Origin of the sequence: Chitinophaga pendula (assembly GCF_020386615.1) — a bacterium.
In the GTDB taxonomy this organism is placed as follows: domain Bacteria; phylum Bacteroidota; class Bacteroidia; order Chitinophagales; family Chitinophagaceae; genus Chitinophaga; species Chitinophaga pendula.
This window is the reverse complement of the sequence record NZ_CP077769.1, coordinates 438,285-452,858: the sequence shown is the minus strand read 5'-3', so window position 1 is coordinate 452,858 and position 14,574 is coordinate 438,285. Positions and strand designations below refer to the sequence as shown.

At 50.2% G+C, this 14,574-nt stretch carries 15 protein-coding genes; 9 read left to right on the top strand and 6 right to left on the bottom strand.

Annotated features, from left to right (window positions below):
- The first annotated feature begins 9 nt into the window (after positions 1 to 9).
- The 3 genes from KTO58_RS01775 to KTO58_RS01765 all read left to right on the top strand — a co-directional run bounded on the left by KTO58_RS01775 (position 10) and on the right by KTO58_RS01765 (position 3,648).
- A complete protein-coding gene (locus KTO58_RS01775; RefSeq protein ID WP_095841025.1) occupies positions 10 to 1,722 on the top strand; it encodes a SusD/RagB family nutrient-binding outer membrane lipoprotein in 1,713 nt (570 codons plus the stop codon).
- Positions 1,723 to 1,784: 62 nt separating this feature from the next.
- A complete protein-coding gene (locus tag KTO58_RS01770) occupies positions 1,785 to 2,348 on the top strand; it encodes a redoxin domain-containing protein (RefSeq protein ID WP_157753258.1) in 564 nt (187 codons plus the stop codon).
- Position 2,349: 1 nt separating this feature from the next.
- Complete coding sequence (locus KTO58_RS01765) at positions 2,350 to 3,648, top strand: calcium-binding protein (protein WP_095841027.1); 1,299 nt, start codon at positions 2,350 to 2,352, stop codon at positions 3,646 to 3,648.
- Here KTO58_RS01765 and KTO58_RS01760 read toward each other — a convergent pair.
- Both KTO58_RS01760 and KTO58_RS01755 read right to left on the bottom strand, forming a co-directional pair.
- On the bottom strand, positions 3,645 to 5,624 hold the full coding sequence (locus tag KTO58_RS01760; RefSeq protein WP_095841028.1) for a putative porin: 1,980 nt from the start codon (positions 5,622 to 5,624) through the stop codon (positions 3,645 to 3,647). The genes KTO58_RS01765 and KTO58_RS01760 overlap by 4 nt on opposite strands.
- Positions 5,625 to 5,725: 101 nt before the next feature.
- Positions 5,726 to 6,547 carry a purine-nucleoside phosphorylase gene (locus KTO58_RS01755; RefSeq protein ID WP_095841029.1) on the bottom strand — a complete coding sequence of 274 codons (822 nt, stop codon included), beginning with the start codon at positions 6,545 to 6,547 and terminating at the stop codon, positions 5,726 to 5,728.
- Between the two features lie 195 nt (positions 6,548 to 6,742).
- Between KTO58_RS01755 and sucC the strand changes: the two genes are divergently transcribed.
- Positions 6,743 to 7,957, top strand: a complete 1,215-nt coding sequence (sucC, locus tag KTO58_RS01750) for an ADP-forming succinate--CoA ligase subunit beta (RefSeq protein WP_095841030.1) — start codon at positions 6,743 to 6,745, stop codon at positions 7,955 to 7,957.
- 106 nt (positions 7,958 to 8,063) lie between these two features.
- Here sucC and KTO58_RS01745 read toward each other — a convergent pair whose 3' ends face one another.
- The 4 genes from KTO58_RS01745 to KTO58_RS01730 form a co-directional block, all read right to left on the bottom strand.
- Positions 8,064 to 8,261 (bottom strand): hypothetical protein, encoded by a 198-nt coding sequence (locus KTO58_RS01745; RefSeq protein WP_157753260.1) that lies wholly within the window; start codon positions 8,259 to 8,261, stop codon positions 8,064 to 8,066.
- 81 nt (positions 8,262 to 8,342) lie between these two features.
- Complete coding sequence (locus KTO58_RS01740) at positions 8,343 to 8,549, bottom strand: hypothetical protein (protein WP_095841031.1); 207 nt, start codon at positions 8,547 to 8,549, stop codon at positions 8,343 to 8,345.
- 86 nt (positions 8,550 to 8,635) lie between these two features.
- Entirely contained in the window at positions 8,636 to 8,836 is a 201-nt protein-coding gene (locus KTO58_RS01735) for a hypothetical protein (protein ID WP_157753262.1), read from the bottom strand.
- A 211-nt stretch (positions 8,837 to 9,047) separates the two neighbouring features.
- On the bottom strand, positions 9,048 to 9,467 hold the full coding sequence (locus tag KTO58_RS01730; protein ID WP_198315055.1) for a helix-turn-helix domain-containing protein: 420 nt from the start codon (positions 9,465 to 9,467) through the stop codon (positions 9,048 to 9,050).
- Between the two features lie 629 nt (positions 9,468 to 10,096).
- Here KTO58_RS01730 and KTO58_RS01725 point away from each other — a divergent pair.
- The 5 genes from KTO58_RS01725 to KTO58_RS01705 all read left to right on the top strand — a co-directional run bounded on the left by KTO58_RS01725 (position 10,097) and on the right by KTO58_RS01705 (position 14,331).
- The gene (locus tag KTO58_RS01725; protein WP_095841033.1) at positions 10,097 to 10,456 is read left to right on the top strand and encodes a hypothetical protein; all 360 of its coding nucleotides are present in this window, start codon (positions 10,097 to 10,099) and stop codon (positions 10,454 to 10,456) included.
- A 76-nt stretch (positions 10,457 to 10,532) separates the two neighbouring features.
- Positions 10,533 to 11,159, top strand: coding sequence for a hypothetical protein (locus KTO58_RS01720; protein ID WP_095841034.1), 627 nt, complete (start codon positions 10,533 to 10,535; stop codon positions 11,157 to 11,159).
- 10 nt (positions 11,160 to 11,169) lie between these two features.
- On the top strand, positions 11,170 to 12,093 hold the full coding sequence (locus KTO58_RS01715; RefSeq protein WP_157753264.1) for an HTTM domain-containing protein: 924 nt from the start codon (positions 11,170 to 11,172) through the stop codon (positions 12,091 to 12,093).
- A 158-nt stretch (positions 12,094 to 12,251) separates the two neighbouring features.
- The gene (locus tag KTO58_RS01710) at positions 12,252 to 13,100 is read left to right on the top strand and encodes a hypothetical protein (RefSeq protein ID WP_095841036.1); all 849 of its coding nucleotides are present in this window, start codon (positions 12,252 to 12,254) and stop codon (positions 13,098 to 13,100) included.
- 97 nt (positions 13,101 to 13,197) lie between these two features.
- Positions 13,198 to 14,331, top strand: a complete 1,134-nt coding sequence (locus tag KTO58_RS01705; RefSeq protein WP_095841037.1) for a DUF4407 domain-containing protein — start codon at positions 13,198 to 13,200, stop codon at positions 14,329 to 14,331.
- The last annotated feature ends 243 nt before the right edge of the window (positions 14,332 to 14,574 follow it).

Genomic DNA, 14,574 nt, shown 5'->3' with positions numbered 1-14,574 from the left:
GTCAACGACATGCAATTACATCATAGATATAAAACCTGGTCCGTTTCACTCGCTATGCTGGCCGCTATCGCCATCGCACCGGCGTGTAATAAGGACAAACTCGCCCAATTCAATACTAACCCGGATAACATCCTGAATCCTCCGCTGAAATCGCTGCTGCCTACTGCTATCACCAAGATGCATGGCAATAACTTCGAAGCGTTCTACGATAACATCCGGACTATCTCTGTATGGGCACAAGCGACCGTACGTAAAAACGGCAACGGCGCTACCTTCACGGTACAGACCAACAATGTGAATCAACGTTATAATATCTTCTATACGGACATTGCGCCGCATCTTGTTAAGATAGAAAATATGATAGATGCCCTGCCCGCCGATCAGAAGCCCCGCTATGTATATATGCGGGCTATTCCTGGTGTGATACGCGCCTATTATGCCTGGTATATCAGCGACGTGGTGGGCAGCATCCCTTACAAGGAAGCGTTCCAGGCTCGTCAGGGTGGTACTATTACGCCGGCCTACGATTCCCAGTCATCGCTGTTTGCCACCCTGGAAGCAGAGTTAAAAGCGATCGTAAATACCCTGAAGACCAAACAGCCGGTAGAACAGGAGATGTTTGGCACCAGTGATCTTTACTATGGAAAAGATAATGCAACTGCCATCGGCAAGTGGGTGAAGGCGGCCAACTCCCTGCGTTTGCGCATGGCCATGCGCCTGCTCAAAGTAGCGCCGGAGCGTGCCAAGGGCATCATCACCGAGGTACTGGCAGACAATGGCGGTTTGATCAGCTCTGTAGCCGAAGAATGGGTATTCAATGCCGGCGCTTCCTTTACTTCAGATGGTAACTGGAATCCCTACCCGGACCAGGGCTTCTCCGGAGAAAAGAACCTGGTCGATTTCATGTGGAATAGTGCCGATCCGCGTCTGCGCCTGTTCTTCCGTAAGAACAGCTGGACGCAGGAGAACTTCAATGCTGCGAAGGCTCAGGGTAAGATCGCAGCCAGTGCGGTATGGGATGCCCGCCAGTATTATGGCCAGTACAGCAGTCCCGATGCGAGCACCGACCCTACCAAAGCCCGTTTCTTTGCCAGCATCACGATCAAAAACGGTAGCTCAGATGTAGTACTGGATACCATCTCTCCTATACAGCAACGCCTGTTCCAGGCAGAATGGAACAATGGTACCGGCTTTACGACCTTCCACCTGATCACTTATGCAGAAGTATGTTTTATGCGCGCGGAAATAGCTGCACTGGGGCTTTCCGGGGAGAGTGCTTCTGATTGGTATTACAAAGGGATAGACGCTTCTATTGAGTCGTATGATAAGATCGCCAAAGCGGCGGCTATCCATGACTACGTAGCGGTAGATCCCGCAGAAGTGGCTGCCTACAAAACCAAACCGGATATCGTATTCAATGCAGCCAAAGCACTGGAACAGATCGCGGCACAGTCTTTCATCAATCATTACAAGAATCCTAGTGAAGCCTGGGCGCAGATCAAACGTACTGGCATGCCTAACGCCAACACGATCCTTCCGCTGGAAGTATTCAAAAATGAAGGTACCGTGCTGACAATGCCACGCCGGTTCCCGGTAAACTATCCGCTGACGGGCGACCTCAATTTCGCCAACAAGCAGAAAGCGATAGAAGATATGATCAAAGATCCCGGATTCGGGCTGCCGACAGAGATCAGCGGCCGTGTATGGTGGGATAAACCATAATTTTGTATCCTGGCTATTCCCCTCCGTTGTATGCGGAGGGGAATAGTTTCAACCGGTCTGTTATGCGACTATTACTCACGATTGCGTTGCTTTGTCCTACCTGGCTGTGTAGTGCACAGACCTTCCGGGAAGCTGCTGTCCGCCGTTTTGCCCTGCGGGATACCAGCGGGCGTATACAGCCGCTCCGGCCTCCTGCCGGCAAGCTGCTGGCGGTGCTCTTTCTGTCTCCGGAATGCCCATTGTGTAAATCTTATGCCCCTGTGCTGCGCAAGCTACAGGAGCAGTTTGCGGAGCAGGTATACTTCGTCGGTATCATCCCCGGTGAAGGCTATTCCCTGGACCTTATCCGGCAGTACCAGGCCGATTACCACTTACCGTTTCCGCTATTGCAGGACAAAGGCAAACAGTTGTCCGGTTACCTGCAAGCCCGTGTTACACCGGAAGCCATGCTGTTCGACCCGCAAGGCCACCTGTTATACCGCGGGTTGATCGATAATGGTGTGGTATCTCTCGGTGCCCGGCGTACGGTGATCACTGCCCGCTACCTGGAAGCGGCCATCCTGCAAAAAGAACATACGGCTACTACCCACACCAAGGCGATCGGCTGCCTTATCAACATTGACTGACATGCGCCTGCGTCATTTATTTTTCCTGCTGGTTTTCCTGTATCAGCCACTGGCCGCACAGGTTCCCACTTATTACCAGCATATTGCGCCGCTGATCATGCAGCATTGCGCCAGCTGTCACCGTCCGGGGGAAGCTGCTCCCTTCTCCCTACTCACTTATGAAGAGGTGAGCAAACGGGCTTCGTTTATCAGCGAGGTCACGGAAAGCGGATATATGCCGCCCTGGAAGGCAGACCGGCACTATGCTACCTATAGCGGGCAACGGGGATTGTCTGCTGAAGAGATCAAACTGATCAAAGACTGGGTAGCGGCCAAGATGCCGAAAGGTAAACCCACCCCTGTTACAAAGAAATTTGTTGCCGGTACGCAGTATCACCGGCCGGCAGATCAGACGCTGAAAGTCATCGCTCCCTATACTATTGCCGGCGACAACACCGAAAGGTTCGTGGTATTTCGCATCCCCTTTTCACAGGAAGCTCCTATGAATGTAGAGGCGGTGGAGTTCCTGACTAATAACAAACAGGCTGTACATCACGCCAACTATGCTATTTACGAAGCGGACGACGATACCGACATCCGTATGGGTCCTGATTTTGTTACGGTCAATGAAGGATCGGGCAACCGGTATGAAGAATATGCCCCTTTGCAAAAGAAACTGGTCTATTACGGCGGATGGGTGCCGGGGGCAGGGTTTGAGTCCTACCCGGAGCATATCGGCTGGAAAATGCCTAAAAGAGGGGTAATTCTCCTGACTATACACTATGCACCATCCGGCAAAACGACCACGGAGCAGAGCGGGGTGAACCTATTTTTCCGGAAAGAAGCTGTCAGACGTACGGTGAATGTGGTCAGTATTGGTTCTGGCGGCGTAGGTCAGCGGGATATTGAACCTTTCTTTTTCATACAGCCGGATACCATAAAAAAGTTCACACTGAAAGTAACGACCCCCCAGGACCAAAGCCTGTTTTATGTATGGCCGCATATGCATTTGCTGGGCAAATCCTTTAAAGCATATGCGACGACGCCACGGGGAGATACGATTCCGTTGGTACACATCCCGCAATGGGATTTCAACTGGCAGGAGATCTACTGGTTCCCGCACCCGGTGAAGATACCTAAGGGAACGGTCGTTACGATAGAAGGTACTTATGACAACACGGCCAGCAATCCGGCGAATCCTTTCCATCCTCCCCGCCTTATCTATTCCGGCGGTACGATGAAAAGTGTCGATGAAATGCTGACCATGGTGATGTTGTTCCTTCCTTACGAAGCTGGGGATGAGCAGCTACGGGTGCGTTAGTTGATGAACCACCAGCGCAGACCTACCCGGATACCGAAGTTATTGTAAGGGTAGAGCGGCGCTGCGTAGTTATTGTTGGCCAGGAAGGTATTCAGGTTCTCTGCACGTGCGTAGGCAGAGAAGGATTTGATGCGGAAATGTACAAAAGCTGCCAGGTCTGGCAGGTTATATCTCACGGTGGTATTTTTCTGGTAGATAAATTGTCCGGTGAGCGGGGAATAGTCATCTGCATAATAGGAGGAAGTATACTTCGCTTCTATACCGGTCATCAGGTTGAGGTTGGTGAACAGGCGTCTTTCGAATGCCAGCCGGTGCCTGGTATATAGGGAGGGCACGTTGATAGGACCGTTACCCAGTACCTGCTGGTAGGCGAAGTCGGCATACCAGGTGAACTGCCGCCACCTGAATTGTTTGCTGAACACGACCTGGAAGAGGTTGAATACACCGGAGGCCTGTGCGCTCTGCATATAGTTCTGCCAGTAGGTGTAGTTGGTAAACACGAAGTAGTTGACAGCCAGGTTGTATTTGAGCCGTTTGTTATCCGCCAGGAAAGAGAACTGGAAGGTGTTTTCCTTTTTCATATTCTCGTTGTACCAGCTATCGCGGTTGTACGAGAAATAGCGATATATGTAGGACGGTTCTGTATTGACGTTACGGAAGAGGAGGGTGACGTTGCCTAGTTTTTCGTTCAGGTAGCGGCTCAGGCTTGCGCTGACATTATAATCGCCGACGTTGGTACCCAGTGCATATAGTTCCCCTCTGGCGGAGAAGTCCCATTTTTTATTGCGTGTTTTGTTGCGGTACTCTCCATGTACGGCGAGGTTGTTGAACTGTATGCCGGCATCTAGGAAGGTACCTGTGATATTTTCATACCGGGCTCCGGCGCTGATGAAGTGAGCCTGGTTGCCACGGATGGGGAACTGTACGAGGCTGATATCGTTGGAGAGGTGCTTCCAGCTGGTCTTTGCCTCTATGACACCCCCCTGGAAGGCAATATCGTAATGTTTGGTATAGTAGAAGGTATCCGGTGTGTTGTCGGTGAACTCGTAGGTATTGTTAGTGAACTTGAAGGTGTACTGTACCCGGAATACCGGATCGAATTTATAGTAGGCGGTGGTGTCGTTCACATGTACGGTATCGCCTTTGCCCCAGTCGTAGTGTTGCTGCAGGAGGATGCCTGTTTGTTTCCAGGAGGATTTTACGGCGATGGTGGAGTTAAAGAAACCGCTGCTATAGGGGGCGCTGTTGCCCAGGTTGACGTCGATGGTACTACGTTCGCTGTAGCGGGATTTGCCGATGAAGGTATCGCTGCGTATGCCACCGTTCTCGCCGCTGGCGAGTTTGTTCATATAGAAGCTGAAGTAGGTATGTGCTCTTTTATTTTTGCTATGGTACTGGGCGGTCACCCGGTACATATCGTCGTTGGTATTGAGGTTGCGGAAGTATCCTGGTGCGTTGACTTTGCGGTAGTCGAAGGAGAAGTTAAAACGTTCGCCCCGGTTTTGTGTGTGCGTGGCGTGGATGAGTTGTTCTTGTTTGGCCCCGATCAGGTATTGTAGTTCTGAGTAGGGTTTGGTGGTCATGTAGAACTTGGCATCTTCATGTTTGAAGGCGTAGATATCAAAGGCATGGAAGCCTTCATCGAAGCCTGCTTTGGCGCGGGGGGTGAAGATGAGGTTGCGGGCGGCGTTACCATTGTTACCGAGGTACATATAGCTGGCCGGTCGCCGCAGGAAGTTGGCGTCAAAATCGGCGATGGAGGAGTCGATAGTAAAGTCTGTCGGTTCTCCCAGGTATCGATAGGTCAGTGTCAGGGTGTCCGGTTCATGATCATGTTTGGTGGTATCGCGCTGCATTTTGGAGGTGCCGCCACCGCCGCCCCCCATATTATTAAACCGGCCACCGGTATTGAACTGCGCTATACCCTGCTTTCCTAGCAGGAACAGCAGGCTGGCGATTAAGAAAAGTTGCCTCATCCGAAATAGTTGCTATTTGCTGCTGCCAGCCTGTAGTTTGCATACCTGGTACCGGTTGGGGTGCCTGGTATGCAAACTGCCTACTGCAGGATATCTTATTATTATAACTGTTGGATCAATTCCCTGAATATTGTGGTGAGCAAGGGCTCTGCTGCCTTTGCTGCTTGCAGTACTTCGTCGTGAGTGATCACATTTTCTTCTTCACGGATACCGATGTCGGTGATCACGCTCATGGCGAATACCTGCAGTCCGGCGTGTACGGCTACGATCACTTCCGGCACGGTGCTCATGCCTACAGCGTCGCCGCCGATGATGTGCATGAATTTGTATTCTGCCCGGGTTTCGAAGGTTGGTCCTTGTACGCCTACATATACGCCGCTATGTACCAGTATATTGTTGTCCGCTGCAATTTTTTGTGCTTTGGCTATCAGGCTTTTGGCGTACGGTTCGCTCATATCCGGGAAGCGGGGGCCTAATGTGTCTTCATTACGACCGCGCAGGGGATGTTCCGGTTGCAGGTTGATATGGTCTCTGATGATCATCAGGTCGCCTACTTTGAAGGCGGCGTTCATACCACCGGCGGCATTGGAAACGAGCAGGGTTTGTATGCCCAGGTCTTTCATGACCCGGATGGGGAAGGTGACCTGTTGCATGGAGAACCCTTCATAATAATGGAACCGGCCTGCCATAGCAACTACGGGTTTGCCCTGCATATATCCCAGGATCAGCTTGCCGTGATGGCCTTCTACGGTGGATACCGGGAAGTGGGGGATCTCTTTATAGGGGATCTCCACTTTATCGGTGATCTCGCCGACGAGGTTGCCCAGGCCGCTGCCCAAAATAATACCTGCTACAGGGGTGTGCTGCCAGCGTTGCCTGATAAAGGCGCTGGCCGCCGCTATCTTGTCTAAAAGTTCGCTCATGTAAATTCTTTATATGTCTGGTGTAATGGTCCATAGGGACCAGGCTACCGGGCCTGGCTGGCTGTATGCGGCCGCCGGGCCGCAACAATTTAGCCATTCCCCATAAATCCGCGCAAAGTTATTTTTTAATTCACAAATGGGTGCGGTTTTATATTTAAAACATAATGACCTATTTTAGCGCCAAATTTTTATCCGATGAACTTACACGAGTACCAGGCTAAAGAACTGTTGAAAAAATATAACGTACCGGTGCAGGAAGGTATTCCGGTAGATACTCCGGAAGCTGCCGCTGAAGCGTATAAACAACTGAAAGTACACTATGGCAACGAGTTTGCTGTTGTTAAAGCGCAGATCCATGCAGGCGGTCGTGGTAAAGGTAAGGTGCGTGGTACCGAGCAGAGAGGCGTAGCTGTTGGCAAAAATGCAGAGGATGTAAAGACGATAGCCGGCAATATCCTCGGAGGCACCCTGGTGACCATCCAGACCGGAGAAGCAGGTAAACTGGTCAATAAAGTGCTGGTAGCCCAGGATGTTTACTATCCTGGTCCTAACCCGATTAAGGAATTTTACCTGTCTATATTACTGGACCGTGCCAAAGGCCAGAATGTGATCATGTACTCTACTGAAGGTGGTATGGATATCGAAGAGGTAGCCCACAACACACCTGACAAAATATTCAAAGAGTGGGTATTCCCTGGTAGCCCTCTCCAACCTTTCCAGGCGCGTAAGATCGCTTTCAACTTCGGTCTGAGCGGCGAGGCATTTAAAAACATGGTGAAGTTCGTGACCAACCTGTACAATGCTTACGTAGGACTGGATTGTTCTATGCTGGAGATCAACCCGCTGTTCAAAACCAGCGACGAGAAGATCATCGCGGTAGACTGTAAAATGAACCTGGACGACAACGCGCTGATGCGTCATGCCGACCTGGAAGCCCTGCGTGATATTACCGAGGAAGATCCGACAGAAGTAGAAGCAGGTAAATACAACCTCAACTTCGTGAAACTGGACGGTAACGTAGGTTGTATGGTGAACGGTGCTGGTCTGGCTATGGCAACTATGGACATGATCAAACTGAGTGGTGGTGAGCCGGCTAACTTCCTGGACGTAGGTGGTACTGCCAATGCGCAGACGGTAGAAGCAGGTTTCCGTATTATCCTGAAAGATCCTAAAGTAAAGGCGATCCTGATCAATATCTTTGGTGGTATCGTACGTTGCGACAGGGTAGCACAGGGTGTAATCGATGCTTACCAGTCTATCGGTAACATCACTGTACCTATCATTGTGCGTCTGCAGGGTACTAACGCAGAAGAAGCTAAGAAGCTCATCGAAGAAAGCGGTCTGAAAGTACAATCCGCTATCCTGCTGAGCGAAGCAGCTGCACTGGTCAACAAAGCAGTAAGCGCTTAATCGCGTTCACATATAACTTATCACAGAAAGGGCTGACCAGTTGGTCAGCCCTTTTCTTTTTGCCAGGCCATTGCCGGCTAAAAGGATACATTCATAACGGTACAGATTACCGGCCGCCTACGTTATGCCACACGCAATAACGCTCTATGGGGTGGCAGAAACAACCATAGCCTTTACAACCAATGATACACATGCTGCCAGCCTCGCATAGGCGAGCGCCAAGGCCGGTGCCGCCACCTTTAATGTGACTGAGGGTCGTACGGGCAAAACCGGAAAACGAGGAGATCTTACGTTGACTTTTCATACATGATCGATTTAAGGGTGATGAATAATTGCGGTTTGTGATTATTACATCCGATCATCAGGACTTACAGGTAGTAGGTGTTTAGCCGTTAGGAAGGCTGTGTTTGATACAGAACCGTTCTATCGGGTGACAGAAACAGCCGATCTCGATACTGCCGCAGGCGTCTACAAAGCGGCAGCCCTGTAGATTACAGGTTTGGGTGGCCAGGTCGATCCCTCCACCTTTCAGTTGCCGGAGCTCATGACGGGGCAGTGCCGTCAGGCCGGTAAGCATTTTTTTGCTTTTCATGTGTGTAGCGTGTTTTTTAGATAAAAAATAGACGGATACTTGCTTTGGTGCAGTGCGAAATAGGGTAAATGGAGGAAGGGGAGGCATCAGGACCGGCTCATACAATAGCCTTCTACATGGTGGCAGAAACAGCCGGCGCCGAAACTGGGACAAGGGTCGGAAGAGACGAAGCGGCAATAGGTATACCAGCATCCTGCGGCAGCCACATTCTTGCCACCTCCTTTGACAGCTTTCATTGCTAAGCGGGGCAGCCCCTGGTAGTGCTTAACAGATCTACTCGTTTGCATGGGCAATGGGAATTAAAGGTGATTGAGATATTAAGATCGCTGCTAAAGTATCCCGGCCATATGCAATGTAAAAGCAGTTGAATAGCTTATATTATAGGCTGTAAGCGTGAAATTATATGCTATGAGCGTGTAAAAAAAATAAAAGCGGGGACTTACCGTATAGAGTACATGTTATACGATAATAGAAAAAGAACCATTATTTATCTGGAATTTATAGCAGGAATAACAAGGGGAGGTCGGCATCGCAGATACCTAATAAGAGCAGGCACCGGGTGATGGAGGAGCAGGCTTGTTCCTGTAGTTTATGGATCACTTGCAGCAGGCCATCGATATGCTGTTGTTTGGCGGCCAGTTCGTCTTTGAGGAGCGCGATGGTTTCTTTTAACTCGGTGTAGAGCAGGTCTTGTGATGACGTTGCTGGTTTGAGGGGTTCTTCGTGTGTGACAGCGAACAATTCGCTCACCGGTACTTTTAAGATATCGGCTACTCTTCCGAGCCGGTCTACGGTCATATTCACCTGACCATTTTCGATCTTGGAATAAGCATTCTGCGATATACCCAGTTCGAGTGCGATATATTCCTGGGTGAAGTTACGGGCGAGGCGGATCTGTCTTATCTTATTAACTACCACGTGCTTACAAATTATAGGGTTACCAATGTATCACGATATCTGTCATCCAACATATGGAGTATCATAAAAATAAGCATAAAGTTGTTATTTTTTTCAGCTCTTTCGTTTGGGAAAAATAGCGGGATGCCACCTCATCATCACTGAACATACTCATTTCTACTGCGGAGAGTTTTCCTCGGCTTCCCATTTACAGGAATAACTTAAACTTTATCGCTATTGCCTATACGCTCAATAAAATTCAACTTTACATCATCGGGGACTTGTCCTGATCGTTTTTAACCATTCTATCAAAAAAGAGGTCACCAGTTTGCTACCTGGTGTATCTGTAGGGATACAAGTCTTCTGCCAGCTGAAAGCAATATTGTTATCCCCAGAAAGCCAGCATATGAAACGCCTGCTCCCGGATTACTACAACTGTTATTGATCCAATCATATAGCCAAAGACTATTGCGTCGTTATTTACAACTTGTCTGCCGGAGCGGGAAAACATCATTCATTACTATATCATCAATCTGCCTTCATGGTGGACTATCTCCGCATGTCCACGAAAGATACTATCCGGATCAGTAAGGGGAATTGCTCGAAAACCCTGCCCAAAAGAGTAGAGCATTATACATAAACCCAAGTCAATGAAAAAGTTTTTTAACGCCAAAGTAGCCGCTGCTTTTGTGATAGCCGCCGCCGCTACCAGCCTGATCAGCTTTAAAGCAGACAGCGAGCATGCACTTATCGGGAGTAGCCATGTAGCCCCTACTTCTTCTATCAGCCAGATCAGCGGAGATTTCAAACAGATCATAACGCCTGCAGTGGTTGTTACAGCAAGGGCTACCCTGCAACTCACGCCAGCTGCATTACAGGTAACACGTGCGGCCTCTACTCCACAGGTGGTTACTACTATCTTCGGCGGTCGTAATGCTGGTGGTGTACAGGTAGTACTGAAAGACGCCACCCAACAGAAAGCACAGCAGAAAATGAAGATGCTGGGGTAATCCATTCGCCGTGTTACGCCGGTAGCTTTGCAGCGCCGTAGTAACACGGTCTTCTTCCATTCAACAATCAGCTATTATGGCCATTATACGCATACTGGTGCTGGGAGTGTTCGTCTGTTACTGGGCGATGACCTTTTTGTTCACCATGCCGGACAACTATATCAATCTTCAATTTCACCAGGAGCAGCAGCATTTCCAGTTCTGGTTGTACCAGCGATGGGGATTCTTTGCACCACCGCCTAACTTCGATGAGCGGTTATATTATGAGTTCAGGGATAAACATACCCAGCAGGTAAGCCTACACGAAGTGTTGCAACCGATCAATGAACAGAAGCAAGCCAAAGCGCCATTCAACTGGCGGGAAGACCTGCTGGACTACCTGCTTTCCGGCAGTGTGATCAGCATAGGCGAAGAGTTGATCAACTTCAAAAACGATCTGCGTTATCAGCATGAACAGCAGGGAGACACGGACTACGACTCTTCCGACCTGGCCGCCACAAAACAATATATACAGCGTTGTATCGCCTTCAATACCCTGCGTAACTATACCCGCTTTGTGGCCCGTAAGAATGGTATAGACCTCTCCCGGCAGGAGGTGCGAATGATCTTCACCCGTGTGTATCTGCCCCGGTTCTCAGAGCGTTTCAGCCAAGCTACGCGCAAGGAGGAGTATATGTTCGTCAGCGATGTTTTCACCTTTTAATACCTGTGCCATGCCCCTGATAAAAATGATCACTCCCATGGAGGAGAAGAACAGCTACAGCCTTTACCTGGCGGTATTCCGTGTGTTCATCTGCATTCACCTGGCAAAGGATATTTTCCTGTCCTGGCCTTACCTGGGCATACTATACGGCCCTGAATCATTTGTGGCGCCGATACCGACCTTTGTATCAGAACTACTACGTATAGACTCCAACGTGATAAGAGCGCATTACCAGTTATTCATTGCCTCCTATCTGGTGGTGATCGTGCTTTACCTGTTTGGTATCGGAAAAAATCTTACCGTACTGGTATTATTCCTCCTGCATCAGACCCTGCAACGCCTGTGCCCCCTGATACTGAATGGCGGCGACAACCTGCTGACCTTCATCATCCTCTACATGATATTTGCCAACAGCTACGAGTACTTCAGTATCCGCAGCCTGCAATGGCGCCATGTGCTGTTGCGGCGCACCAGCAACCTGCTGAGTAACCTGGCGGTGCTGGCCATCGTATTGCACCTTTGTATGGCTTACTTCTGGTCGGCCGTGCATAAGATACATGCCGATGTATGGTTCAATGGGGTAGCGACCTATTATACGTTCAACCTGGAGCGGTTCCGGGGTACGCCTATCAATCACTGGCTGGCACAGAACGGTTATTTTGTGACCATCAGCACTTACGCGACGGTGGGCTACGAGCTCTTTTTCCCCGTGTTGATATGGTTCCGGCAAACGCGCCTGTTCATGATATTCGGCGGGATACTGTTACACCTGGGTATTTATGTATTTATGATGATCTATGACTTCGAGATCGTATTTATCATGACCTATGGTTTCTTCTTTACCGACGAGGCCTGGTTGAAGGTGATCAACAAAGTGATCGGCTGGGTGAATGGGCGGTTCCGGCGGAATATTCCCCTGTTACAGCCCGCTTAAACGATTTCTTTATAACTATATGGCTATCAATACATAATCCCACTTTCACTTTCTGCACATCTGCACATTTTTTCTGCATATATGCAAGTTCTTTGTCGAAAAAAGGCAGCAGCTTTGTTTGGCAGGCGATATTGCCTGTGGGATCAACAATTGGTTATATGCCTGAAATAGAAAAGAATGTGTTCACCTGGGGGCTTAGTGGCAAGCTAGGGCCTTATATCATCCGGCAGTTCCGGAAAAGCGGTAAGATATTTCTAAGCCGGCGGGCGCTGCATTACCAGATCAGTAACAGTCGGGCAGCGGTAGAGGGGCGTACCCGGTTCGCGGCGGCGGTGCAATATGGTAAGCAAGCGCTGGCCGACCCTTCCCTACGGGCTATCTACCAGGCCAAGGCCAGGCGACGCTACCGCATTCCATTCAACGTAGCCATTGCCGATGCGATGAGCGCTCCTACCATCCCTCATATCAATACCCGGTATTACACGGCAGCAGCTGGCAGTGAGATCAGCATCATCGCCCGGGACGACATGCGGGTGGAGCAGGTGACGGTAAGCCTGTATGACCCTCAGCAACGGTTGCTGGAAACGGGGCCGGCCCGCAAAGACAGCTTTAAGGACAGCTGGGGTTACCGGTTGCAGGGCGACTACGCCCGCCTGTCTGCAGTGATACTGGTGGTGGCAGCCAGCGATCTGCCCGGCAATACCACTGTACGTGAAGACGTATTACTACCGGCAGGTGGGAATATCTATCGGAACAGGACCACCCAAAGACCATCGGGCTTATACACCACCTACAGAAGAGGCGTAGGTACCCGGTGCGGTGTATATCCGGGGCGGGTGGTAGCCAGGGGCTGGCACGCGGTAAAAGTGGTCCCGATGCGGGTAGGTGAGCAGCCGCCGTTGCCGGGGTCTAACTCCCCTTGCGGCCTCTACTACCCGCTGGTGGCGACAAATTCACCATCTATACCATTGACTGGCCGGCATCCCCCTGATCTGTCAGCCGCTTGAGAATAAACCTTATCTTTGCAGCATTCCATCCTTTTATATACCCTGCATTCCCGCAGGGGTGCTGACTTTATATGTACATCTAAAAGTCTGAGTGATAATGCAACGCATTCGCCAATTTTTTCTATTCTGCTCAGGAGCACATGTGGCCTTATTAAAGAGGGCGCCAGCAGAGACCAACAAATACGCCGGTATCGGCGCTACCATTTTTTTCACTGGTCTGCTAGCGGCGATCTCCGCGGGGTATGCCTTGTGGACGGTATTCGGAGAAGTATGGGCTGCCTTGCTCTTCGGCGCCGTCTGGGGGTTGATGATCTTCAACCTGGACCGCTATATCGTGAGTAGCCTGAAAAAGCGGGATCGTTTCTGGGACGAGTTTAAACTGGCGATCCCCCGGCTAGCACTGGCGCTGGTGATCGCTATCGTGATCTCCCGTCCGCTGGAGTTACGCATATTTGACAAAGAGATACAAGCGGAGCTGGTCACCATGGAACAGCAGGTATTCAAAAAGCAGGAAGACAAAGTAAAAGAGCGTTACCAGGTGCGTATGGACGAACTCCATAAAGAGATCGCACAGCTCAACGCCGCCACCCTGCAACAGGCTGCCCGCCGCGATACGCTCCTGTTGCTCGCACAGCAGGAAGCCGATGGTACCGGCGGCTCGCGCATCCGTAACCTGGGTCCTATCTATAAAGCGAAAAAAGCCGACGCTGACCAGGCCGCCGCTTCCGTAGAACAACTGGCTGCTATCAACAACAGCCTGATCAACGGCAAACGCGCCGCCTTACAGTCCATCGACTCCACTATGAAAGCGGAAATCCGCGCCATGAACCGCAGCCGCCTCGACGGACTCGCCTCCCGCCTTGACGCCCTCGGTCACCTGACGGCCAGCAGCGAACCTATCCGCTGGGCCAGCTGGTTCATCATGCTGCTGTTCATCGCCATAGAAACAGCGCCCGTATTCGTCAAACTCATCTCCCCCCGTGGCCCCTACGATGACCTGCTCGAACAACACGAACATATCTTCCGCTCAGCCCGCCAAGAAAAAATTACCCTACGTGACCAGGCTCGCGAAGAAAAACTAACCGTAGAAAAAGCCGTCAGTGAACACCGGCAAGAAGCAGAAATCAACAAAGGACAACAACTCACCAACGCCAGGGTCGCCGCAGAAACAGACGTGGAAAAAGCCCGGCTACATCAGTGGAAAAAAGAGAAGACAGGAGATTATTATTAATCGTGCATATACACGGGTACCACTTGTTGTTTATCAGTCTGAACTTACGTATAAAAATAAAGTCGGCGTCAGGGATGTAGATCGTCTAGAATATGCTTGTGGTGATGTCGGAATCGCCGAGTTTTTAATATCGTCAAATTGTGTTTGACTATAAGAATTCACTACAGTTGCAAAAAGCAAACAGATCCAGGTGATAATACTTCGCATAATTTCGGAGATTTTTTTATACTTATACTTCATAGG